The following is a 21580-nucleotide window of genomic DNA, read 5'->3' as shown; positions in this document are numbered from 1 at the left end:
TCGGCGGCCGGCGCCGTCCGCTAGATTTATAGAGCTGGGCCCGAGAACTTACGTGAGGCTCAGCGGCTACGCCGATCTGCCGCTCCACACAGGCCACGTCCCGCCGTGGCTACTGTCCAGGATGAAGAAGCTCTCTACGCTTCTCTTGAAGATAATGTACGACCTCTGGGGCGAGGAGGGGATACTGGTCAGGCTGGCCAGCCCCGTGTTCTTCCAGGCGGTGAACGACCTCATAGGGATGGACTGGGACTCGAGCGGCAGCACGACGGTGACGACGGCGGTGCTCAAATACGCCATGGAGAAGGCCGATCTGCCCATAAGGATAGCAGGCGGAAAGGGCGCGGCCGCGTTGAGGACGCCCGACGAGCTGAGGTCCATAGCAGACCGCTGGGGCCTCGACTGGGCGAGGCTGGCCGAGGCGTCGCGGCTGGCGGCCAAGGTGGACAACGCGCTCGTGCAGGACGGCTACTCCATATACCACCACGCCTTCGTGGTCACGGAGAGGGGGAGGTGGGCCGTGATACAGCAAGGCATGAACCCCGCCGCCAGGATGGCGAGGAGGTACCACTGGCTCGAGACCGGCCGCTTCTTCGACGACCCCCACAGCGGGATCGTGGGCGTGAGGGAACGCGCCGTGTTGAACCTAGCCTCGTCGAAGAGCGCGGGGAACAGATCGGCCATACTAGACGTCGTCTCGTCGGGCCCCGAGAAGGTGGCCAGAGACTTGATGTTGCTGACAGGCCAGACCACGTTGGTGGGCCTCGCGTACTACCACCCCTACGTCGACATCAAGAGGCTTAGGTCGGAGATAGGCGATCCCCGCAGGCTAGCCCAGTCTCTGCCCAGGGACGTGTCCAGCTTCAAGGAGCTCCTGCTACATAGGGGGGTAGGCCCCAAGACCCTCAGAGCCCTCGCCCTCGTGGCCGAGCTGATATACAGAAGCCCCGCGGACTGGACCGACCCCGCCAACGTGGATCCGTTTAAGTTCTCCTTCGCCGTAGGCGGCAAGGATGGCGTCCCCTACCCCGTGGACAGGAAGACCTACGACGAGCTTATATCGCTTCTGGAGGCCATGGTCGACGCCGCCAGGAGGAGCGGCGACAGGGGGATATACGGCTACCTCTCCTCGTTGGCCTCGAAGGCGGCTGGGTGGAGCCCTCCGCAGAGCTTCAAGAGGCCGACGCCGTAGAGCCGCGGCGGCGTCTTTAAAAACATATAATATAGACCTCCGAGATGGAGATAGTCCTCGAGGGCCCCCAGGAGTTCACGGCCAAGGACGGGCGCAGGTACGTCCTGCGCGAGTTCAAGATGGCGGACCTCAACTCTGTCGTTTCGATAAACAGGCGCGTCCTGCCCGAGAACTACCCCGAGTGGTTCTTCGTGGAGCACCACATGTCGTTCCCCAAGGCGTTCATAGTCGCCGAGATGGACGGCGAGTTGGTCGGTTATATGATGAACAGAGTGGAGTACGGCTGGAGCTACATAAACAAGGGCAAGGCCGCCCACAAGGGCCACGTGGTGTCTATCGGCGTCCTCCCCCACGCGAGGAGGCTCGGGATAGCCACGAACATGATGTTAAGGGGCATGAAGGCCATGAAGAGGTTCTACGACGCGGAGGAGGTATTCCTCGAGGTCAGGGTCAGCAACACGCCGGCCATATCGCTCTACAAGAAGCTCGGCTACGAAATAGCGGGGCGCATACCGAGGTACTACAGCGACGGCGAGGACGCCTATATAATGGCCAGGACGTTGGCCGACCTCTAAAAGATTAATACCTCTGGCGGGTATTGTACGGGTCGGACCGCCGCGCGTCTGCGCGGCTGGATGAAAGGCCCGCCCGCGGCCGAGCCGCAAATCCACAACGTCATGGCCTTATTATAGGCGCCGCACTCCTATACGCGGACGGCCCGCGCAAGCCTGCCTCAGCCTAGTACCTGCTGAGAGATCGGGGTCGGCGCCTATTCGCCGAATTTCTCGGAGAGGCCTAGATAGCTCGCTATGGTTGGCATGACGTCCATGCCTCTTATCCTGCCGAGCGCGCCGCGCCAGCAGGTCAGCTCGCTGAACTTGGCCACGTCGTCTCTAACCACGTCGGGGCCGTAGAGGAGTATGGGGACCGGCTCGCCGGTGTGTTCCCTCACTGATACGGGAGTCGCGTGGTCGGACGTGACGACGACGTAGTTCTCCTCGAGAACGGCCTCGTAGGGCCTCAAGGCGGCGTCCAGCCTCTCCACCACGTCTACTTTTCCTTTGAAGTCGCCGTCGTGGCTGGCGCTGTCGGTCCCCTTGACGTGGAGGAAGACGAGGTCGTACCTCTTGAGGAGCTCGACGGCGAGCTTTGCGGCCTCCTCAAACTTGTCGAACTTAGTGCCGCCTAGGCCCTCGGCGCTGTAGAGGTCCATGCCCACGGCTCTCGCCACCCCTCTTATCAGAGCGACGCCGGCTATTGCGGCCCCCTTGACGTTGTACCTCTGCCGTAGCGGCTCGATGCTCGGCATATAGCCGCCGCCCCGAACCAGCACGGCGTTTATCAGAGGCTCGCCCCTCGACGCCCTCCTCCTATTGGCCTCCAGTTCCTTGGAGTACGCCGTGAAGGCGTCGGATATGTAGTTCACGACGTCGGCCGCCGTCCTCGCCTCCTTGCTGTCCTCCAGCGGTTGCGAGCGCCTCACGAGCTCGCCGGTCTTGTGGGGATCCGTGTCCGACACCTTGTGGGAGACGGCCCCCCTCAGCACGAGGACCCCTCTGTGCTCCACCGTCGACTTGTAGACCACGGAGACCCCGAACTTCCTCTCAACCTCCTCGCCTATCCTCGCCATTATCGCCTCCACTTCCTTCGCCTCCTCGGGCGCCACGTATCTGCCGGCTCTCCTGTCGACGACCACGCCCCTGGCGTCCACTGTGGCGAGGTTGGTCCTGAAAGCCACGTCGCCGGGCCTCAGCTCCAGCCCGGCCCCGAGCGCCTCGAAGGCCCCCCTGCCCGTGTAGTACCTATAGGGGTCGTACCCGAAGAGGGCCAGGTGGGACGTGTCGGAGCCGGGCCTCACCCCCGGCGATATGGGGTCCATGATCCCGCAAGACCCGAGCGAGGCCAGCTTGTCTATGACGGGCTTCAGCGCCGCGAAGAAAGGCGTGGCGCCGTTTCTAGGCCTATCCCCGCCTCCGTCGAACAGTATCCACAACACCGAGGTCATAGCCGGTTTGCGTCCCGGATATATAAGTTAGGTCGATTCGTCCACCCACTTGAGGTAGTCGGGGTCGCCCTCGGCTATGGGCAAGGCGATTATCTCGGGGACCTTGTAGGGGTGGACGGCCTTCACCTCGGACATCAACTCCTTCAACCTCTCCCGCCGCGTCTTGACTATCAGGAGCACCTCCTCGTCCCTCTCCACGCGCCCCTCCCATCTATATATCGAGACGACCGGCGCCACGTTCACGCAAGCCGCCAGCCTCCTCTCCACGAGATGTCTCGCGATCCTCTCCCCGTCGTTCCTAGGCGCCGTTATGTACACCACCACGTGGCCCATGGCCGGAAACGGTAACCTCTTTATTTCTTCTTGCAGGCGGGGTCCACCAACGCGGCGACGAGGACGCCGAGGGGGGTCAACAAGCCCGAGGGATCGGCCAGCCCGGCCTCTATTAACGAGGGAGGCGCGCCCTTCCTCTCTCCCCTGCACAGCTCCGCCAACGCCCTCCTCTCCTCGGCGCTCAGCGCGTCGAGGTACGCCGCGGCGCCCCTCCTCTTCAGACACCTGACTACGGCCTCTCCCGATCTGGACAGCTTGAAGTACACGTGGTGTTTTCTGACCTCGGGGCTCAGCTTCATCCTGGCCTTACTCCGCTTCAACACGTGTCCCCCCGCCCTCTCTATCAAGCCGGCCCTCTCGAGCTCGTCGAGGGCCGCGAGGACGGACGCCAGCGGGGCGCCGACGCCTCTGGCTATGGACTTGCCGTAGTCTATCCCGGCTCTCTTGAGGTGGAGCAAAATATCTACATAGAGTTTTTTCCTTAAAATATTCATTTAAGGAGAATAGGAATTATAAATATAGCGAAAAATAAATTGAACAAGACAATAGAGGTTATCGCTACGTAGATATAGTTACGCTCCCTCGCGAACTGTATAAGGCCCATGACGACTCTCAAGACCGGCGTCGCGATCAGCACGATTAAGCCCAGCAGTATCACGTCGAGGCCGTTGAGCGCGGCGCTCCCCGAGAGGACCTGCGTTGGGCTTATCGACGAGGTGTTGATGAGGGAGCGCGGGTAGGACAGCTGTTGCAGTATGTGCGGCGCAGGCGGCTTCACGATCAGCAGGGCGACGCCCGCCGCTATCAGGATTATGCTAATTATCACGCCGATCCTCAAGGTGTACCCGATAATGTCTTCGAGATCCATATCAAGGATAGAGGCCCAGCCCTCTCAACAACATCTGGATGCCCAATATGGCCAGTATCGCCATGAAGATATAGCGTATGGTCACGTTCCTGAGCTTCAGAAGCACCTTGCTCCCCACGAAAGATCCGGCGAGGACGCCCACCGCCGTCGCGGCGGCGAAGTAGGGCTGTATGTAGCCGAAGAACCAGTAGATGGAGCTGCCGGTGGCGGCCGTCACGCCTATCATGAAGTTGCTGGTCGTCGTCGAGACCTTCATGGGGAGGTTCATGGCCCAGTCCATGCCGAGGACCTTCAACGCGCCGCTGCCGATGCCCAATAGGCCCGATATGACGCCGGCAACGAACATTATCAGCTCGCCGAGCCACCACCTGACCCCGTGGTAGTCCACCTCTCTGCCGAGCGCCGGGTCGTAGTAGCGGCCGTATAGCTGTAGCCACTTGGTCCACCTATCGGGCGGCTTGGGCTCCGGGAGCTCGAACTTGGAGCGGGTTATCTGGGTGTAGATAGAGCCGAGGAGGACTATGCCGAATATCACGTAGATGACGTGTTGGAGGTTGTGGGCGTAGACCCAGGCGGCGGTCAGAGAGCCCACTATGGAGCCGCTGGTGGTCGCTATCTCCAGCGACATGCCTATCCTCACGTTGGTCACCCTATCGCGGACGTAGGCGGACCCGGCCCCGCTCGACGTCGCGATCGTCGAGATCAAGCTGGCTCCCGCCGCGTACTGTATCGGTATCCCTATAAAAAGCACGTAGATAGGCACGAGGAACGTGGCGCCGCCTAGGCCCGTCAACGAGCCCATGAAGCCGGCCGCCATGCTGGTCAGAGCAAGCACGACGAAGAGCATCAAGGCGTCGAGCATGGCCCTCCCAATTCCCCGAAATAAAAACTTTGTTCACACAGAGGAGTATTTATATAGCTAGATCAACGTCTGCGAGTGGAGGCGCTAGAGCCGCTGTACGAGGTGGGGGTCAAGCTCATAGACGAAGTCATGCCGAAGTACGACAAGGTGGCCAAGGCGTGGGGCATCCTCACGTCCGACGAGGAGATAGAGGCGTACCTGGAGATGTCCAACGTCTTCACTGTCAAGCGCCTTCACTACAACGACCACGGGCCCGTCCACTCGAGGATAGTGGCGGGGAGCGCCATGGCGATATACAAGGTCCTCTACGAGGGGGGCTTCAAGCCGAGCGTGGTCAAGGACGGCGTTGGCGATCTGGAGGACTCCCTCGTGGTGACCCTAATGGGCGCCTACCTCCACGACATAGGCAACAGCGTCCACAGGACCCACCACCCCATATACTCCGCCATGATAGCCGACAAGGTGGCCATGAAGGTCCTGGAGCCCATATACGGCGCCACGAAGAAGGCCTACATGCTCAAACAGGAGGTCATGCACGTGGTGTTCTGCCACGACGAGGCCTACAACTGCCTCACGTTCGAGGGCGCCGTGGCCAAGATAGCCGACGGCACCGACATGGCCGAGGGGAGGGCCAGAATGCCCTACGAGATAGGGAAAAACGACATACACGCCCTCTCGGCGCTGGCCATCAGGCGAGTCTACGTGGGCAGAGGCAGGGAGCGGCCCCTGGCCATATACGTCTACATGGACTCGGAGACCGGCATATTCCAGGTAGACGAGGTGCTCGGCAAGAAGATAGCGACGTCGGGGCTGGCGCCCTACGTCGAGGTCCGCACCTTCGTCCAAGGCAGGCCTTGGATAGTCAGGACTTTTGAGACCACCCACGTCATAAGGTGACGGGGGCCTCACTCCAGCTTGATTATCCGGGAAGCCCTCTCGAGATCCGCCCTCACGACCTCCACGAAGGCCTTGGCCCTATAGCAAGGAGGGGCGCCGTCCAGTATGGGCACTACCTTTATGTAGAATTCGTACTCCCCCTCGCCCGCCAGCCCGTCGAGGCTCTTGGACACGTCCCTCAGCTTGTTTATCTGGGCCCCCTCTATCGGATCCGCCACGGCGGCGAGGCCCACCAGCTTGTTAGTCTCCCTCACCACGACGCCGTAGAGGCCCTCCCCGGCCTTGACCAGCGCCAGATGCATCGGCATGATCGATATGTCGAGCTTCTCGAAGAGGTCGGCGGCGCCGTATATGGCCCTCTCCACGAGAGCCACGGCGCAGGAGGCCAGAGAGGCCTTGTCGACGCAGTTGAAGCTACACGGCGTACACGGCGGGTGGATAGCCCTGACGAGGTCGGCCGTGTACTTGGCCTCGTCCGGCCTAGGCGACTTGCCGTAGCTCCTCAACACGGCGTCCACCGCCTCGGCCAGCCCGTCGCACCCGTCGCCCAGCCTCTCGACTATGTCCCTAATAACGCAGTTCCTGAGCGCCGCCTCTCTAAGAGCCGCGAGGGCCTCGCGCCGCCTCCCCTCGTGGAAGAGCCTGCCCATCTCGAGGGCCTGCCTCGAGAAGACGCCCCCCGCAGACAGGCCCAAGGCGCTGAGCGTCGGCGTAATGGTCCTCGCCAAGCTCTTGCTGAGGCCCAGCCTCTCGAGGTACCTCCCCACCACGGCCCCGACCTCCGCCTCGCCTCTTAGGTAGGACAGGTAGGCCTCGGCCGCTATCTCCAGAAGCCTGTCGGGAGGCACCCTTATGTACCAGGAGTTGTAGACGCATTTGGCCTCAAGCGCCGATCTGAGCTCGGCGCAGAGCGCCTCCAGCTCGGCCAAGCTCCTCACCTCGTAGAGCCGCTCGCCCACCTTTACCTGCACGGCAACTACCGACGGCGCAAATTATTAAGTGCCGCGCAGGCAGGGAAATACATGGATAATAAGCTCCGCGCCGCCGTCTTGGACGCGCTGGCGAGGAGAGACGCCGAGGAGGCCAGGAGGTTGCTGGCCGAGGTGCACCGCGAGAAGACGTACGTCCTAGGCGACCACTACCTGGGCAGAGACGTCGCGGGCGAGGCGGCGCGGCTACACGCCCTCCACATAGCGCTCTTGTCGTTGCTTTACGGCCGCGTAGAGGCCGGGGGGATAACCGGCGCCGACCTAGCCCTAGCGTCGGCCTTCGCCAAGGCCCGCGCAGACTGCGGCCCCGTAGAGCCGCCCCAAGTCCCCGAAGGGCTGGCCGACCTCTACCGGCTAGTAGCAGAGGAACTGGCGAGGCTGGCGAGGGAGCTATGCTCGAGGAGCTGATAGAGAGGGCCGAGGAGGCCGCCAGGAGGAGCGGACGCCGCGGCTGGGCCCTAGTGAGGCTGTCCGACTTGGCGATAGTCGGCGTGTTCCAGACGCCGGCGGAGGCCAGAAAGGCCGCTAAGGAGCCCGGCCTCTACCTGCTGACCGAGGTAGGCTGACGCGCCTCAGACGCCCCGGCCGAGGCGGTCAACCCAGCAATATATAGAATATATAGAGACAGAGACGCCTCCCAGCCAGCTAGGGAGCCTCTGTCTAATTCAGGAATCAAAAACTACTTTACTACTCGTAAACAACTACGTAAAATATTTATACTGCTCAACTATGTAAAGTACATGGACAAGAGAAGGCTCGGACTGCTGGCGTTCGCCGGCCTGGCGCTGGCCGCCATATCGCTTGCGGCGTTGCAGTTCACCAACGTGACCTACTGGCAAGTAAACGCCACGTTGCCCCCCGCCATGAAGTACGCCGGCTCAGACACAAGCATCACCGGCAGAAGCGACGGCTCCGGCTACAGCAACTACATATACGTGACTTGGTACAGCCCGGGCAACGGCCTCAACGTTACCAAGATCTCCATAGTAGGCTTCACTGGCGATATAACGAACTACACAAATGCCCTGAGGGTATGCAACTATTACTACAACGGTCCCCTCACCGTATCTATAAAGTACGTAGGGCCTGTCAGCGGATCGTCTCCATATTCGAACTATGTAAAACAGTTTATTGTATACAACCCCAGCAACACCGGACAGTGGGTCGGCTTCACCTATACCGGCACCCCCAGCACCGGACCTGTTATTCTGGGCCAGATATCTCAGAATCAGTGCATAACTTTAGGCGTATCGGTTCTGGTCGATCCCAGTGCCTATAGCGCCGGCGTCGCAAACGGAAACACGGTCTTGGCCACCTACGAGGTCGACATAATATTCTCGACTTAATGAGACAAATCAAGCGTTTTTTCGTCTCTCTACTTCCCTTTCTGGTTTTTCTCATATCGGTGGCCTCCCCCTCGGGGGAGTACGTCTTCAAGGCGGCCCAGCCGGCACTGCTCCCCCAGCCGTCGCCGCCGCCCTACGCGGCGTTTAGGAACGGGACGTTCTACCTCTACAGTTCGCCCTTCGGGACGTGGAGGTACCCCGGGCTCATCCCAATCGACGTGGAGTCCCCCCTGGTCTACGTCAACTCGGACTGCCCCTTCGGCCTGCCTACATATCTAAGGGGGCCTGGGGAGTACAGGCTGGACGTCTTCGTACCGCCGGGCTATCAGGGGGCTTGCAGAGTTGAGTTCCTCTACGCCTCCTGGAAGGCGAGCTTCTCCTTTAGGGTCAAGGAGATAGACTGGTACCCCAACGTCGACACGAGAGTCGCCGTGGTTATCAACGGATCGGGCTGGCAGTTGCTCCAGCTGGCGCCCGACGGGACGCTCTACGCCTGGAACGTCGCGGTCGGCCAGCTCCCGCTCGACGGATGCGTCGTGGAGCGAGGCGGCTCGCTCCTAGTGACGCAACCGATCCCCTACGCCCAGCTGGCCCCCGGCGTTTTGGTGAGCGGCTCGCCTCTCTGGATCCCCGCGAAGGGCGGCGCTCCTTGGTATACGTTCCTCCTAGATCTATCGGGCAACGCCACTATCTACGTCTATCCGGCCCCCTGCCTCGAGGTCAAGGCGCCTCCGGCGCCCGCCGTCGACGTCCCCGCAATCGCGTCGTCTAACAACATAGGCCTTATCGGCGCGCCGAGGCCCACAGCGTACTTGCTGGCGAAGCCCAAGCTGTCTGTGGCCTACACGATAGAGGGGCCTGTGGCGACGGTGGTGGCGGCCAACGGCTCCTCCATAGCCGACGCAGTGTATATATACGGGTTCGGCACCTCTGTGGGCATGTACTCTTTGCTCTACTACGTCGACTTCACCCCAACGGCCTACCTCACGTCGGACTTGGTCCTCTTCGGCTCTAGGCCTCCGGCCGGCCGCCTAGGCCCCTTCTGGGTCTTTCCCCAGAACGGCACGACGTACTACTACCTAGGCCCCATGGTCCCCTACACGCGCAACGCGCCTCTGCCCTTCGGCGCGCCGTCCGGCTGGGCAGGGCCCTTCGTAGTGATAGCGGACAGAACGGGGCGGTGGGGCGGCCTCCCGCAGATAGTGTCTGTCTCTGTCGAGAGGCTGAGGCCGTGGAGCTGATCCCGCTCCTCGCCGGACTGGTCTGGGGCCTTGCGCTGGCTGTGGCGAGGCAGTGGGCTGAGCAGAAGGCCGCGGGGAGTGCCGGCCGCTCGGAGCTGTTCCCCGATAGAGACGCCGCGACGGCCTTCATAATATTCGGCACGGCGGCCAACGTCTACTTGGCCCTGCTCATAACGTCCGGGGCGCCTCAGGTTTACGCCAGGCTCTCGGCCTTAATAGCGCTGGCGCTAGTCGTAGCGAGCCAGCTCTTGATATTTGTATTAGCGCTCCACCCCTCCAGGCGCGACCTCGACATAGCGCTCATCGCCAGCGCGCCGTATGTCTACCTCGCCGTGCTCTGGGCAACGGCGCAGATGTCGGGACAGTATACGCTCTGGCTGTTCTGATATGGACCCCGTACTCGCCATCTTGATAGGCGCCGCCCTCGCGCTGACGCCGTTGCTGGCCCTGATGTACCAAGGCTCCGAGATCGACTACGTCAGAGCCGCCGGGCTTCTCGCCTCCTTCGCCGACGGCTTCGTGTTGGGGGTCCTCGCCCAGCTGTGGGGCCAGTTCTACGTCAGGCTGACGTACCTGCTCGCGCTGGGGCTCATGGCGGTCTCGCTCGTCTACTCTTGGTGGGGCATCTACAGGAGGTGGTGGACAGCCTACCTCTTCGCGGCATCCGGCTGGGCGTACCTCGTCGTGCTCCTCGCGGTGGCTCGGGCGCTGGGCCTGCCCGACCCCTTCCTTATATGACTACGCAAAGTATATATTCAGCCGTGTCGGTGTGGATATGTTTAATGTGACGGTAGTCGCCGTGTTGCTGCCGCTGGCTGTATACCCCATACACCTATACCTGCCGGGCAACTACACCGTTTACCCTCACCTCCCGCCCTTCTGCGCGCCCAACCAGCCCTTCCAGGCGTCGGGCGAGGCCGTCATAACCTGCGTGAACCCCACGAACAAGACGGTCGAGGTTAGGGGCTACGTAGCGGTCCAGAGCCAGACGCCCCCTCCGCCACCTCCGCTCCCGCCCCAGTCGTTGCCCGTTGCGGCTATCGCGGCTGTGGCCGGGGCCGCCGCGGCGACGCAGATAGGCCTCAACAGAAGGGAGTGGGCCCTCGCGGCTCTCGCGCCCATAATCGGCCGCTACAAGAGAGCGACGGCGGACGATCCCCTTAAGAGGCAGATCGTCGAGGCCGTGCAGAGGATGGGCGCCGCCACTCTTTCCCAGATAGCCAAGGCCGTGGGCAGGAGCTGGGGGGCCGTCCAGTGGCACGTCTACGTGCTGGAGAGGGAGGGGAAGCTGAAGTCCGTCAAGGTGGGTCCCTTCACGTACTACTATGTGGACAGGAGAGCCGCGGCCGACGTGATACTCTCGTCGGTAGACCCCTCGACGCTCTCCCTAGAGGACAGGGAGAAGCTGGACCTAATGGCGTCCTCGTGACGGCGCGGCGTGCCCTACCGCTCCTAGCGCTTCCTCTGTCGGCGGCCGCCCTAGTGCTGGCGCTTCTGGCGTTCTCAAACGCGACATATTGGTCCGTCAACGCGACGTTGCCCCCGGTGCTCAAGACCGGCAACGCCTCCCTCTACCCCTTGGCCAGGAGCTGGTACGTCCTAGGCCCCATAAACGCGACCTACTACTACATCAAGTTCATGCCCGGCTGGCCCGAGTCCTACGTCGTCGGGGCCCTCGCGGCGAGGGAGTCCGGCTGGTCGGCCCGGCTGGTGGAGGTCTCGGCATCGGGCAACCCCGGCGGACCCTTCGCAATATTTCTCGGCGGCCAGGTCGAAATTTCAAACACGCAGACGGCCGGGCCCTACGTCCCAGTCACGGCCCCCCTGACGTGGAGCATGACTGCCACGAGCCGCTACTCGGTGCTGGCGAGGGCCCTGATCAACAAGGGCGGCATATACGCGTGGCAGTGGGTCAACTTCACCGCGGAGCCCATGCAGAGGCTTTACCAGCAGACGTTCTACTGCCCCGCATACACGTTCAGCTTCACGACGCAACCGTCGTGGCTCACCTTCTACACAAGCGGCGATTCCGAAGCGTATATCGGCACCACGCCGAGTAAGCTCGGCTCTATCCAAGCCCTTGTCCTCAACGGAAAGAACGGCTACGCCGCCGCCTTCATAAACATAAGCAAGTGGATAGGGCCTGTGCCCGCCAGCTGGAACTTCACGACGTGGTGGGCCCTCAAATCGTCTCTAACCGGTACCGATTATGCCCAGCTAAACTTCTTCATAGACACCACAGGCGACGGACGTCCCGACCTAGAGGTCGTCTACTACATCTCGGTAAACGGCAGAAATCCCATGTTGCTGGCGAAGACGATCTACGGCTACAGCCTGCCCAATGTATCGATCCTGTATTCAAGCCAATCGCCGCCTTCGCTCACTTGGATTAAATGGAGCGTGGCCCCCGTCTGGAGCACCGGCAGAATAGTCGGGATAGCCCTTGTGATATATTCGCCAAACGGCGAGACGACGGGCTATTTCGCGAACGTGTCGTTTACGCCTACCACCTGCCCTCTGCCGAACGGCTGGTATGGTCTGGGTACCGTCCAGGTATATCCCGGCTACCTCCAGCTCTCGGGCAACGCCGTGGCCTATATGCGGCTGATCCAAGGCGCCTTGACGTATGTGGCTAACTTCACGGGCTCCGGCACGTACGCCGTCTTCACGCAGTCGCTTACGCCTATCTTCGGCGTATCTATCTCCGGCTCCATGTTCTCGGCGATCTGCGGAGGCTCAACAGCGCAGCTCGGCTCGTACCCCTCGGCGGCGTACGCGGAGTTGAGGCCGCTGAACGGCTTCGGCGATATAATAATTAGGGACAGCTACGGCAACATACTGGCGAGATACGGCTGCTACTTCGCCGCTACGCCGTACTACGTGGGCTTCCAGACGCAGACGGGCCAGCAACTGAGGGTGTACAACATAACCGCGTGGGGATAGCCGCGGCGGGCGCCCTCGGCGGGGTTGCGCGCGTAGACGCAACCGGCTGAGGCCTCGCGCGGGGGCGGCAGTCGGGCCGATGGCCCGGCGAGACGCGCCGCCTAGGTCTGTGCGGCTTCCTCGGGCTTCACAATCTTTATGCCCATCTGTTGCGCCACGGCGAGGACCAGCGAGGGGTTCCTGTCGTGGATGTATACCGTAGTCGCCATGACGGCGTCGGCCCTCCTGCCGGTCTTACTCTCGTAGAGCTCGGCCTTCCTCTTGACGACGGGCAGATCGCCCCTCTTCAAGGCCGACGTTATCTCCACAAGGAGGTCCTCCCGTCCCTTACGACGTCCAGCTCCACCTCGGCCGGGTAGCCGTACACGTAGCCCTCGCTGTCGAAATACGTCCACCTCTCCACCGAGAAGCCGGCCTCCCTAAGCAACTCCCTCACCCCCTCCCTGAAAGCGTCCTCCGAGGCGAGGCCCCACCTGGCGCCCAGTGCGTCAATCCTTATCTCCAGCCTCCTTATGTCGTCCTTGGCGGCTATCCGGGCCTCTAGGGCCTTCAGCTCGTCCTTTGTCGCCACCTTCTCCTCGAGGACCTTTAAGTCCTCCTTTGTGGCCAGCCTCTCCCACGGCGCCACCTTCGCCAGCACCTCGTATATTATCTGGGGCCTCGCGGTGAGCACCTCCACCAGTATCTCCGGATGCTCCAGGAGAGTCCTCTTTATCTCATCAGCCAGCGACACTAGATGTTGATGGGTCTGCTTAAAAACTTGCCGGAGGTCTTTAAAAACGGTGACGTATCTACCTCGTGATCTTCATTCCCGACGTGGATAGGGTGGTCGACGCGGCGGCTCTCGTCGAGGACATCGCGGCGGCGTTGAGGGCGCGCAAGCACGTGTTGCCCCGCAAGGCGTTGGAGTTCGGCGGCGTCTGGTTCGCGCCCATGGCGGCGTATGTGGAGGGGATGGGCATAGGCGCCAAGCTGGTCGGCATCTACCCGGGCGGGAGGCCTTCCGTGAGGGCCCTGGCCGTCTTGATCGACGCCCACAGCGGCGAGCCGCTGGCGTTGGCCGACGCCACCGGGCTGACGGGGTGGAGGACGGCCGCGGCGAGTGCCCTCGCGGCCAGGCTGTTGGGCGCTTCGGCGGACGTCGTAGGCGTTGTGGGGGCAGGCGTACAGGCCGAGTACCACATAAGGGTGTTCAGGGAGGTGTTCAAGCCGTCCCGGATAGTCGTCTACAGCAGATCCCGCGCGGCCGAGCTGGCGTCTAGGCTGGGCGTGGAGGCCGCGGGCATCGACGAGGTGTTGAGGGCCGACGTGGTGATAGCCGCGACGAACAGCCGCGAGCCCGTGGTGAGGGGCGCGTCGTTGAGGCTGGGTTCCCTCGTGGTCTCGGTCGGCGCGCCTAGGCCGGTGCGGGAGCTGGACGACGCGGTGAGGGCCAGGGCCCGATGCGCCGTAGTTGACAGCCCAGAAGCGCCCGAGGAGACGGACGACGTGGCCGGGCTGGAGCTGGTCCTCCTGGAGGACCTCGTCTCCGGCAGGGCCGCGTGCCGGAGGGGCGAAATCTCCCTCTACAAGTCGGTGGGCTACGCCCCCTTCGACGTGGCCGCCATCTACCACGTCTACAGGAGGGCCAGAGAGGCTGGTCTGGGCGTTCAGCTCGTCTCTTCCTGACGTCACCTATCCATCCATCGACCCTGTCATCACAGACCTCCGCACCTCTCTCCTTAAATATAATTCCGATATATAATCGATATATGGAAATATAGTTTTTCTCCTTTATAAATTTTTGATATTCCGCCGTGGCCATAACGCTTAATAACGGGAATCCTAGATAATTATAATGCCGTGGGAGTTCGTCCTCACGGCCGATAGGTCCTCCTTCACCGACTACGGCGGCAACTCCTCCCTCGGCTACGTCGCCTGTATGCCGGCCAGGCTCGTCCCCCGTTTCTTCATGGACAAGTTCTTCACGCCGCCTGCCAAGGCAGACAGAGAGGGCAGGGCGATACACGCGCCCTACGCCCTCAGGAAAGTGGAGGCGATACTGGTCAACGCCGGCTATAGGGACGTGGCGGTGGTGCCTCCCGAGAGGCTGGAGAGGGCCGTGGGGCCAAGGACCAAGCTCCTCGGCGTCGGCGCGGGGCACGACCCCTACGGCCTCTCGCCCGTCAGCACGTTCCTGACGACGATACTCGGAGGCGGCGAGACGTGGACGGCTCGCTTCTTCAGGGAGCTCGGCGAGAGGGTTGAGAGGCTTAAGGCCAAGTACGGCTTCAAGGTAGTGGTGGGGGGCCCCGGCGTGGAGCAGTTGATGAGGGCGGGGAGGCCTAGGTGGGCCGACGTTGTATTCATCGACGACGTCGAGGTGACGCTGCCCAAGTGGCTCCCCAAAATACTCGCCGGGGAGGAGGTCCCGCCGGTGATAAGGCCCGGCGTGGACGAGTACCCCGCGGCGGAGGACATACCGGCCATAGTCAACCCGGCGCGCCTCGGCGAGGTCCAGATAACGAGGGGCTGCCCCCGCGGATGCCAGTTCTGCTCCGTGACTCCGGTGACCTTCCGCTCCATCCCCATATCCACCGTGGTGAGGGAGGTCGAGGTCAACTTGAGGGCCGGCTGGACGCAGGTGGACCTAATCACCGACGACCTCTTGCTGTACGGCACGTCGCCCTACGGCCCCAACAGGCTCAAGGTAAACCACGACGCCATAGTGAAGCTCTATGAGGCCATAAAGTCCGTGGAGGTCGACGGGAGGAAGGTCCGCCACATCTTCTTCAGCCACGTCTCGGCGGCCCCCGTCGTGGAGTCGCCTAGGACCGTCAAGGCGGTCGCCGAGCTCGGAGGGCTGGGGCCGGACAAGGGCGACACGCCCGTGATAGGGCTGGAGACTGGTAGCATAAGGATTCTGAACAAGTACATGAGGAACAAGGCATATCCCTACCCGCCCGAGAAGTGGCACGACGTAGTGTTGGAGGCGACGGCGATACTCAACGAGAACTACATCTATCCCGCCTACACCATGACCATAGGATATCCAGACGAGACGGAGGAGGACATAAGGCAGACCCTCGAGATAGTCGAGAAGATAGTGGACCACGACTTCGTGGCTTGGGTGTTCCCCCTCCCAGTAATACCCATGTACACCTCGGCCTTGAGGCATCTGAGGCATCCGACCTTGGACTACCTCCCAGAGGGCTTCTGGGACGTCCTCTACGTCAGCTGGCGCTACAACCTGAAGGTCACTAGGAGGCTCGCCCCCGTCCTTCTCCAGAACTCCCGCAACAAGCTGGTGAGCAAGATAGTCAACTACATGATAGATAGAGTCTTCAGCTCGATAGACTGGATGTTCCAGCGGCTGAAGGAGACCAGAGGGAGGTCGTCCCTAGAGCTGTCCTCCATCCATCTGGACAACGCATTGGGCGTTCTGAGGTCGGTGTATTGGCTGACCAGGATATCCTTCGGGGCCAAGGAATAGCTAAAGGAATTCGTCCAGCCTTTTCGGCGTCCTTATAAGGGATAGGGGATCCCTCTCGACGAGCTGGACGTACTTGCGGTAGTCCTCGTCCAGAGGCCTTAGCTGGAGCCGGCGGAGGGTCTCCCTTATCTGCCAATTCCCGACGGAGACGTAGTACCTCTCGCCGATCCTCCTCACGATGGAGACCGTGCCCTTCCTGCCCAGAGAGGCCAGCTTCTCCAAGACGGCCAGCCTCGCCGCCTCGTAGCCTCCGTCCATAGTGCTCCTCCTGCCTCTCGGGTCCTCCACCACCTCTATCTCGGCGGCCCTCCCGCCGTATATCCACCTCTCCAGGTAGAAGAACCGCAGAGGGCCCGGCGCCACCACGACGAGGTAGCGGTTGTCGAGATACTCGGCGTAGCCGTAGAGCGTCTGCGCGACCTCGGGCATCTGCCTCACCCTATCCGCGATGGAATCCCCCACGGCCACGTCCACCGCAGTGATGCTCCAGCGAGTCGGCACCAGCCTCCTCCGATGCCTAGCGCCCAGCAGGCCCAGCGCGAAGGCCCTCTGTATTGTGTAGAGGTCGACGCCGCGGCGGTAGAGCTCAACCGCCGCCTCGCCGGCTTGAAGGTCGTCGGCCATGGCCCTCTCGAGCGCTCTGGGAACCACGGGATTGCCGTCGATCCTCACGCCGTCGAGAGGCGCCCTAGGCCCCATGGGCTTCTCCCTCAAGTCGAACTTCATCGTCTGGACGGGATCCTTGGCGAGCCTCATCTCAACGTCGACAGGTCTCTCGGAGACGGCCAACAGCGGCAGCTCGCCCAGCTCCCAAGGCCTGGACGTCTGCCGGAAGCCGAACGCCATGTAGCTCCTGAGCCTTATTATCTCCTCGAGGTCTTTTCCCCAGAGCAGTCTGGGGTCGTCGTAGGCCCTCGCCGCGTCGCCCGTCACCTCGGGAGGCTCGCCTATGTATACCCTCACCCGCGGCCACCCTGCCTCGCCCACGACGGCGCTGGGCGGAGTCGCGCCGAAGATCTCGCGCCCTCTGATTCTGAAGAGCGACGACTTGACTGCGTTGATCCTCTCCACTATGGGGCATCTAGGCAGACCGCACAACATCTTCCGCCCCTGGCACTTGGCGCAGATCGAGTACATCCCGACGCTATTGGGGTGCCTCAATAAAAACCTCTCGTCCGAAGTGGGCGAGCCGCTCCGACCGCGCCGGCAACTCACCTGAGGTGAGTTCGGCATATTAAGAGCGGCTTCCCGCAAGCCGTGTTGGCCGAGCTCTCGTTGGCTTGGAAAGCTCTTTGGGAACGCAAGGGGAGGACCATAGGGACTATTGTAGGCGTCATGATAGCGTTCGCGGCGCTCTCCTTGGCCGTGTCCGTCGGCAACTCGTTCAAGGCCTCAACGCAGGAGTTCTTCGCGAGTAGCTTCGGCGTAAACAACATATACATTGTCGGCCAGAGCTTCACCGACGCCGACGTGGCGACTATAACGTCGTATATATCGCCCTACGTCGTGGCGGTGGTGCCCGTGGCCTCAGCGCCCGTCACCGTCCAGGTGCCCGGCGGAGAGAGCACGGCGGCGACCTTATACGGCGTCCCTGCCCAGAACATATCCGCGCTCATACCGAACACGGCGCTCTACGCCGGGACGGACGCCGTGGCGGGCCCCATAACTCTTGTGGGCTACTACGTGGCCTTCGACGAGGCCACCGGGCAACAGAGGCTCTACGTGGGCACCCCCATAGTCTTAAGCTATAGGGGCAGGACGCACACCCTCGTCACGGGCGGCATAATAGCGGCGGGCGCCCCCAACCCAGCCCTCAATACGATGACCGCCGTGGTCGTTGACATAAACGAGTTCAGATCCATAACAGGCATCGACACATACCGCACGATAGTGGTCACCTTGAGGAGCCAGGACGACCTAGCCCAGATCCAGAGCTTGCTCAAGTCCATATTCCCAAACGCCGAGGTCTTCTCGCCTCAGTCCATCTCCCAGACCATAACGGCGTTCTTCACAGGCCTCGAGCTTTTTCTCGGCTTGGTTTCTGGCGTCTCTACTGTAATCACCGCGCTATGGCTTTACGATACTATGACCATATCTGTGCTCCAGAGGACTAAGGAATTCGGCATACTTAGAGCCGTAGGCTTTAGAAGAAGACAGATAACAGCCATGATACTCTACGAAGCCCTAATAATTGCGGCCATAGGAATAGCGGCGGGGGCCGCCTTGATGGCGCCGCTGGGTCTCGTGAAGATAAACTTCTTCGCGCTGGCGGGCCAAAACGTGCAGACTCCGTCTGTGCGCGGGAGGGGCTTCGGCCCCTTTAGGGGACCCGGCGCCTTCGGCTCTGTCTCGCTCTCCCCCGATCCCCGGATAGCGGCTCTGGCCGCGCTCTTGGTGCTTGCCGTAAATCTGATCGGCGCCTTGATCCCCGCTGTCAGGGCCGGCAGGCTCAACATAGTAGAGGCGTTGAGGTACGAGTAGCCACCCGTCGACTCACTTGAGGTGAGTCACGTATTTATTAACGCCAAGCAACTTAGCCTATGAACGCCAAGGCCTTAATGGCGGTAGTCCTAGTAATGGCCTCGTTGGCCGCGGCGGGCCCGGCCATACAGATAACCTCGGCTGGCTCGTCCGGCGGCAGTTGCTCCTCGCTCCAGCTGACTCTGTTGAACGCCCAGTGGGCTTCCCTCCCCCAATACAACGGTAGCTCGGCCTCGCTCACGCTCACATTCTACTCCTCCTGCACGTACCACGCCGTGACGTTCACGCTGGCGCCGCAGTGTCCCTACATCTCGCCGGGGCCGCCGGCCTTCGTCCAATCCATACCGGCGAACTCCATGTTCTCCGTCACTCTCCAGCTCTACGCAGAGCGGCTCAACGTCACGTGCCCTCTGGAGGTGGTCGCCGACGCCCAGTACGGCGCGGGCTTCAGCCAGACGCTCGACGCCTCGGGCGCCTACTTCCTGACGGTCTTCGTGCCTCCGTACCCGACCTTCTCCGCGTCTCTGCAGGGATCCGCCTACCTCGGCCTGCCGAGCGAGCTCGCGCTGGTCGTGCGGGATCCCTATTCCTTCCCCGCGCAGGTGTCCGTGTCGGGGCAGTCCGCCGCCGTGCTCTCGCCCACATCGCCTGTGTCCATACGAGGCGACGTCGCCATACCGCTTAAGGTCGTGCCCTATTCCCAGTCGGCGGCCGTCGTGGTCTCCATAAGGTCGCAGGACGCCTTGGGCAACCCCGTCTCGTACACCTACACGCTCTATCCGCCAGTCGTGCAGCCCCCGACGCCGACGATATCCATATCGCCGAGCACGTTGTACCTAGACCAGCTCAACAACGTGACGATATCGGTGTCTGTGCCCTTCGGCGCTAATGGGACAGCGGCGGTCTTCATATCCGGCGCCTCGGCGCCCGCCTCCCCGGTGGTCGTGCCGATAGTCAACGGCAGAGGCGAGGCCTCCGTCGAGATAACGCCGCTTCAGCCCTCGGTGACGTTCCAGGCGTCTGTGTCCTACTCTGTGGAGGGCTATCAACAGTCGGCGCAGATATCGGCATCGATCTGGGCGGTCCAGCCGCCGACTGCGTTGGCCGGCTTCACTGTGTCGCCGCAAGTGCTCATATCCAACTCGGCCAACAACTTAACGTTCACAATAGAGGCGCCGGGGAGGTTCAACGCGGCTATAACTATATCGGGTGCGTCCGCAGGCGTGCCCATGCCCATATACATCTCGGGCGTCGGCTCGGCATCCTACTCGCTCGTGGTCTACCCCACCGCGCAACAAGTCTCCATATCGGCGACGATCCAGACAGAGCGCGGGACGCAACAGTACACAGTCAATCTGCCTGCCACCTCCTCAAACATATTCCTCGCCGCCCCCTCCCCGACCTCCGTCACGGCGGGCGGCAACAGGTCCGTCGTGGTCAAGCTGGTCAACCAGGGCAATGTGCCGGTGGAGAAGGGCGTATTGGTCATAGCGCCCGCCTCGGGCTCGCCTGTCTTGATGGGCACCGTCGTGTACAACTTCTCGTCGCTTCCGCCGCTCGGCGTGGTTGAGGTGCCCATAAGCTTCCTGGTGCCGGCAGGCCAGACGGGCTCTCTGCCGTTCCAGTACACCGTGTACTACACGACGCCTCTCGGCTCCGGCCAAGCCCAAGGAGTCTTCTACGTCCAGTCCTTCCAGCCTCCCTCGGTACTCATATCGTCGACGTCGGTCACCCCGCAGACGCCCGCGCTCGGCGCCCCCTTCTTCGTCTCCGTCACTGTGATAAACAACGGCTTTGTGGCCGTCAACAACCTACAAGTTCAGCTGGAGGCGCCGCCGGGGCTGACGCCGATAACCCCCACGCTCAACTACATAGGCAACCTCGCGCAACAACAGTCGCAGACCGCCACGTTCTCTCTGAACGCCACGAGGCCGGGCAGATACGTCGTGACACTCCTCGTGACGTACCAAGACCAGTACGGCCACGTCTACAACCAGACAGTCACGTTGCCGGTGGCCATAGGCGGCAACTCCACTAGGCGGTTCGGCAACTTCACGAGAGCCGCGCCGGGGGCGGGCGGAGCGGCGTCAGACGCGACCGTTGTTGCGGTCGCGGCGGTGGCCGCGGTCGCAGTTGCGCTGGTGGCGATCGGGATATGGCGGAGGAGGAGATAAGGCTGGTTGACGTACACAAGAGCTACGGGGGCTACCAGGCCCTTAGGGGCATCACCTACTCGATCCCCCGAGGGATATTCCAGTGCGTTGTGGGGCCCTCCGGCAGCGGCAAGACCACCTTGTTGCACATAATAGGCGGCATAGACAGGCCGACGAGGGGCGAGGTCTGGGTTGCCGGAGTGAGGCTCAACGACCTCAACGACGACCAGCTCGCCGACTTCAGAAACAAGAACGTCGGGTTCGTCTTCCAGATGTTCTACCTAATACCCAGGATGACGGTGCTGGAGAACGTGGAGCTCCCCCTAATACTCCGCGGCGTCCCGAAAGCCCGGAGGCGCGAGATGGCGCTAGAGGCGCTCAAGCTCGCGGGGCTAGACGGCGTGGATCCCAAGAAGAGACCGACCCAGCTATCGGGAGGCGAGCAACAGAGGGTGGCCATAGCCAGGGCCATAGTCGCGAGGCCCCGCATCCTCCTCGCCGACGAGCCCACGGGCAACCTCGACAGCGTCACGGCGGCGAAGGTCATGGAGACCTTCCTCTCCCTCAAGAAGGAGCTCGGGATAACCATAGTCATGGTCACCCACAACCTGGAGCTCTTGAAGTACTGCGACAGAGTCGTGCGGCTGAGAGACGGGGTAATAGTCGAGTGAGAGCTATTTAGGCAGGTAGACGTCTAGAAGTATCTTAGACGTCGTTGAGGGCAGAGGCGTTCTTGACGCCGTTTATATCGAAGAGCACGTGCCGAAGAGCTGTGGCGGTATCTCCAGATCCGCGCTGTCG

General features: G+C 62.1%; 23 protein-coding genes and 1 pseudogene. 16 read left to right on the top strand and 8 right to left on the bottom strand.

The window, feature by feature from the left end:
• The first annotated feature begins 52 nt into the window (after positions 1-52).
• Positions 53-1189: a DUF763 domain-containing protein gene (locus TUZN_RS06845; RefSeq protein ID WP_013680229.1), complete on the top strand. Its 1137-nt coding sequence runs from the start codon at positions 53-55 to the stop codon at positions 1187-1189.
• A 44-nt stretch (positions 1190-1233) separates the two neighbouring features.
• Entirely contained in the window at positions 1234-1764 is a 531-nt protein-coding gene (locus tag TUZN_RS06840; RefSeq protein WP_013680228.1) for a GNAT family N-acetyltransferase, read from the top strand.
• A 194-nt stretch (positions 1765-1958) separates the two neighbouring features.
• On the opposite strand, the gene TUZN_RS06835 is transcribed toward TUZN_RS06840, so the two are convergent.
• Genes TUZN_RS06835 through TUZN_RS06815 form a run of 5 tightly spaced genes read right to left on the bottom strand, consistent with a single transcriptional unit; the run spans position 1959 to position 5257 of the window.
• Positions 1959-3194, bottom strand: coding sequence for a 2,3-bisphosphoglycerate-independent phosphoglycerate mutase (locus tag TUZN_RS06835; RefSeq protein WP_013680227.1), 1236 nt, complete (start codon positions 3192-3194; stop codon positions 1959-1961).
• A gap of 27 nt (positions 3195-3221) precedes the next feature.
• Positions 3222-3527 (bottom strand): divalent-cation tolerance protein CutA, encoded by a 306-nt coding sequence (cutA, locus tag TUZN_RS06830; RefSeq protein ID WP_013680226.1) that lies wholly within the window; start codon positions 3525-3527, stop codon positions 3222-3224.
• Between the two features lie 20 nt (positions 3528-3547).
• Entirely contained in the window at positions 3548-4021 is a 474-nt protein-coding gene (locus TUZN_RS06825; protein WP_013680225.1) for a DUF2250 domain-containing protein, read from the bottom strand.
• Positions 4018-4395, bottom strand: coding sequence for a DUF1634 domain-containing protein (locus TUZN_RS06820; protein ID WP_013680224.1), 378 nt, complete (start codon positions 4393-4395; stop codon positions 4018-4020). The genes TUZN_RS06825 and TUZN_RS06820 overlap by 4 nt, the downstream gene beginning before the upstream one ends.
• 1 nt (position 4396) lies before the next feature.
• Entirely contained in the window at positions 4397-5257 is an 861-nt protein-coding gene (locus tag TUZN_RS06815) for a sulfite exporter TauE/SafE family protein (RefSeq protein ID WP_013680223.1), read from the bottom strand.
• A 129-nt stretch (positions 5258-5386) separates the two neighbouring features.
• Here TUZN_RS06815 and TUZN_RS06810 point away from each other — a divergent pair, with 129 nt between their 5' ends.
• Positions 5387-6154, top strand: coding sequence for an HD domain-containing protein (locus TUZN_RS06810; protein ID WP_052886317.1), 768 nt, complete (start codon positions 5387-5389; stop codon positions 6152-6154).
• Between the two features lie 8 nt (positions 6155-6162).
• Here TUZN_RS06810 and TUZN_RS06805 read toward each other — a convergent pair whose 3' ends face one another.
• Positions 6163-7125, bottom strand: a complete 963-nt coding sequence (locus tag TUZN_RS06805) for a hypothetical protein (protein ID WP_013680221.1) — start codon at positions 7123-7125, stop codon at positions 6163-6165.
• Positions 7126-7176: 51 nt separating this feature from the next.
• Between TUZN_RS06805 and TUZN_RS06800 the strand changes: the two genes are divergently transcribed.
• The 8 genes from TUZN_RS06800 (at position 7177) to TUZN_RS06770 (ending at position 12673) form a co-directional block, all read left to right on the top strand.
• Positions 7177-7551, top strand: coding sequence for a hypothetical protein (locus TUZN_RS06800; RefSeq protein ID WP_013680220.1), 375 nt, complete (start codon positions 7177-7179; stop codon positions 7549-7551).
• A complete protein-coding gene (locus TUZN_RS11350; RefSeq protein WP_013680219.1) occupies positions 7536-7709 on the top strand; it encodes a hypothetical protein in 174 nt (57 codons plus the stop codon). The genes TUZN_RS06800 and TUZN_RS11350 overlap by 16 nt, the downstream gene beginning before the upstream one ends.
• Before the next feature lie 174 nt (positions 7710-7883).
• Positions 7884-8489: a hypothetical protein gene (locus TUZN_RS06795; RefSeq protein ID WP_013680218.1), complete on the top strand. Its 606-nt coding sequence runs from the start codon at positions 7884-7886 to the stop codon at positions 8487-8489.
• Positions 8489-9730 carry a hypothetical protein gene (locus TUZN_RS06790; protein WP_013680217.1) on the top strand — a complete coding sequence of 414 codons (1242 nt, stop codon included), beginning with the start codon at positions 8489-8491 and terminating at the stop codon, positions 9728-9730. Before TUZN_RS06795 ends, TUZN_RS06790 begins: the two co-directional genes overlap by 1 nt.
• Positions 9721-10116, top strand: coding sequence for a hypothetical protein (locus TUZN_RS06785; protein WP_013680216.1), 396 nt, complete (start codon positions 9721-9723; stop codon positions 10114-10116). The genes TUZN_RS06790 and TUZN_RS06785 overlap by 10 nt, the downstream gene beginning before the upstream one ends.
• A gap of 1 nt (position 10117) precedes the next feature.
• Positions 10118-10468 (top strand): hypothetical protein, encoded by a 351-nt coding sequence (locus TUZN_RS06780; RefSeq protein ID WP_013680215.1) that lies wholly within the window; start codon positions 10118-10120, stop codon positions 10466-10468.
• A gap of 37 nt (positions 10469-10505) precedes the next feature.
• Positions 10506-11159 (top strand): ArsR/SmtB family transcription factor, encoded by a 654-nt coding sequence (locus TUZN_RS06775; RefSeq protein ID WP_052886148.1) that lies wholly within the window; start codon positions 10506-10508, stop codon positions 11157-11159.
• Positions 11156-12673, top strand: coding sequence for a hypothetical protein (locus TUZN_RS06770; RefSeq protein ID WP_013680213.1), 1518 nt, complete (start codon positions 11156-11158; stop codon positions 12671-12673). The genes TUZN_RS06775 and TUZN_RS06770 overlap by 4 nt, the downstream gene beginning before the upstream one ends.
• 101 nt (positions 12674-12774) lie before the next feature.
• Here the strand turns inward: TUZN_RS06770 and TUZN_RS06765 are convergent.
• Positions 12775-13406: pseudogene (locus TUZN_RS06765) on the bottom strand (DUF3782 domain-containing protein).
• A gap of 65 nt (positions 13407-13471) precedes the next feature.
• Here TUZN_RS06765 and TUZN_RS06760 point away from each other — a divergent pair.
• A complete protein-coding gene (locus TUZN_RS06760) occupies positions 13472-14341 on the top strand; it encodes an ornithine cyclodeaminase family protein (RefSeq protein WP_013680212.1) in 870 nt (289 codons plus the stop codon).
• 169 nt (positions 14342-14510) lie between these two features.
• A complete protein-coding gene (locus TUZN_RS06755) occupies positions 14511-16145 on the top strand; it encodes a B12-binding domain-containing radical SAM protein (protein WP_013680211.1) in 1635 nt (544 codons plus the stop codon).
• On the opposite strand, the gene TUZN_RS06750 is transcribed toward TUZN_RS06755, so the two are convergent.
• Entirely contained in the window at positions 16146-17282 is a 1137-nt protein-coding gene (locus TUZN_RS06750) for an Nre family DNA repair protein (RefSeq protein ID WP_013680210.1), read from the bottom strand.
• A 120-nt stretch (positions 17283-17402) separates the two neighbouring features.
• Here TUZN_RS06750 and TUZN_RS06745 point away from each other — a divergent pair, with 120 nt between their 5' ends.
• From TUZN_RS06745 to TUZN_RS06735, 3 genes are read left to right on the top strand one after another with little or no spacing between them, the layout of a single operon-like run.
• Complete coding sequence (locus tag TUZN_RS06745) at positions 17403-18626, top strand: ABC transporter permease (RefSeq protein WP_013680209.1); 1224 nt, start codon at positions 17403-17405, stop codon at positions 18624-18626.
• A gap of 59 nt (positions 18627-18685) precedes the next feature.
• Complete coding sequence (locus TUZN_RS06740; protein WP_013680208.1) at positions 18686-20800, top strand: COG1361 family protein; 2115 nt, start codon at positions 18686-18688, stop codon at positions 20798-20800.
• On the top strand, positions 20782-21450 hold the full coding sequence (locus tag TUZN_RS06735) for an ABC transporter ATP-binding protein (RefSeq protein ID WP_013680207.1): 669 nt from the start codon (positions 20782-20784) through the stop codon (positions 21448-21450). Before TUZN_RS06740 ends, TUZN_RS06735 begins: the two co-directional genes overlap by 19 nt.
• Positions 21451-21580 lie beyond the last annotated feature (130 nt).

It is taken from the genome of Thermoproteus uzoniensis 768-20 (genome assembly GCF_000193375.1).
Classification (GTDB): domain Archaea; phylum Thermoproteota; class Thermoprotei; order Thermoproteales; family Thermoproteaceae; genus Thermoproteus; species Thermoproteus uzoniensis_A.
The sequence above is the reverse complement of the archived record's forward strand: the minus strand, read 5'-3'. Positions and strand labels throughout refer to the sequence as shown.

Coding starts and splice junctions, on each gene's coding strand:
- TUZN_RS06840 (WP_013680228.1), top strand. CDS start 1,234: ATGGAGATAGTCCTCGAGGGCCCCCAGGAGTTCACGGCCAAGGACGGG.
- TUZN_RS06835 (WP_013680227.1), bottom strand. CDS start 3,194: ATGACCTCGGTGTTGTGGATACTGTTCGACGGAGGCGGGGATAGGCCT.
- cutA (WP_013680226.1), bottom strand. CDS start 3,527: ATGGGCCACGTGGTGGTGTACATAACGGCGCCTAGGAACGACGGGGAG.
- TUZN_RS06825 (WP_013680225.1), bottom strand. CDS start 4,021: ATGAATATTTTAAGGAAAAAACTCTATGTAGATATTTTGCTCCACCTC.
- TUZN_RS06820 (WP_013680224.1), bottom strand. CDS start 4,395: ATGGATCTCGAAGACATTATCGGGTACACCTTGAGGATCGGCGTGATA.
- TUZN_RS06815 (WP_013680223.1), bottom strand. CDS start 5,257: ATGCTCGACGCCTTGATGCTCTTCGTCGTGCTTGCTCTGACCAGCATG.
- TUZN_RS06810 (WP_052886317.1), top strand. CDS start 5,387: ATGCCGAAGTACGACAAGGTGGCCAAGGCGTGGGGCATCCTCACGTCC.
- TUZN_RS06800 (WP_013680220.1), top strand. CDS start 7,177: ATGGATAATAAGCTCCGCGCCGCCGTCTTGGACGCGCTGGCGAGGAGA.
- TUZN_RS11350 (WP_013680219.1), top strand. CDS start 7,536: ATGCTCGAGGAGCTGATAGAGAGGGCCGAGGAGGCCGCCAGGAGGAGC.
- TUZN_RS06795 (WP_013680218.1), top strand. CDS start 7,884: ATGGACAAGAGAAGGCTCGGACTGCTGGCGTTCGCCGGCCTGGCGCTG.
- TUZN_RS06790 (WP_013680217.1), top strand. CDS start 8,489: ATGAGACAAATCAAGCGTTTTTTCGTCTCTCTACTTCCCTTTCTGGTT.
- TUZN_RS06780 (WP_013680215.1), top strand. CDS start 10,118: ATGGACCCCGTACTCGCCATCTTGATAGGCGCCGCCCTCGCGCTGACG.
- TUZN_RS06775 (WP_052886148.1), top strand. CDS start 10,506: ATGTTTAATGTGACGGTAGTCGCCGTGTTGCTGCCGCTGGCTGTATAC.
- TUZN_RS06755 (WP_013680211.1), top strand. CDS start 14,511: ATGCCGTGGGAGTTCGTCCTCACGGCCGATAGGTCCTCCTTCACCGAC.
- TUZN_RS06750 (WP_013680210.1), bottom strand. CDS start 17,282: ATGTACTCGATCTGCGCCAAGTGCCAGGGGCGGAAGATGTTGTGCGGT.
- TUZN_RS06740 (WP_013680208.1), top strand. CDS start 18,686: ATGAACGCCAAGGCCTTAATGGCGGTAGTCCTAGTAATGGCCTCGTTG.
- TUZN_RS06735 (WP_013680207.1), top strand. CDS start 20,782: ATGGCGGAGGAGGAGATAAGGCTGGTTGACGTACACAAGAGCTACGGG.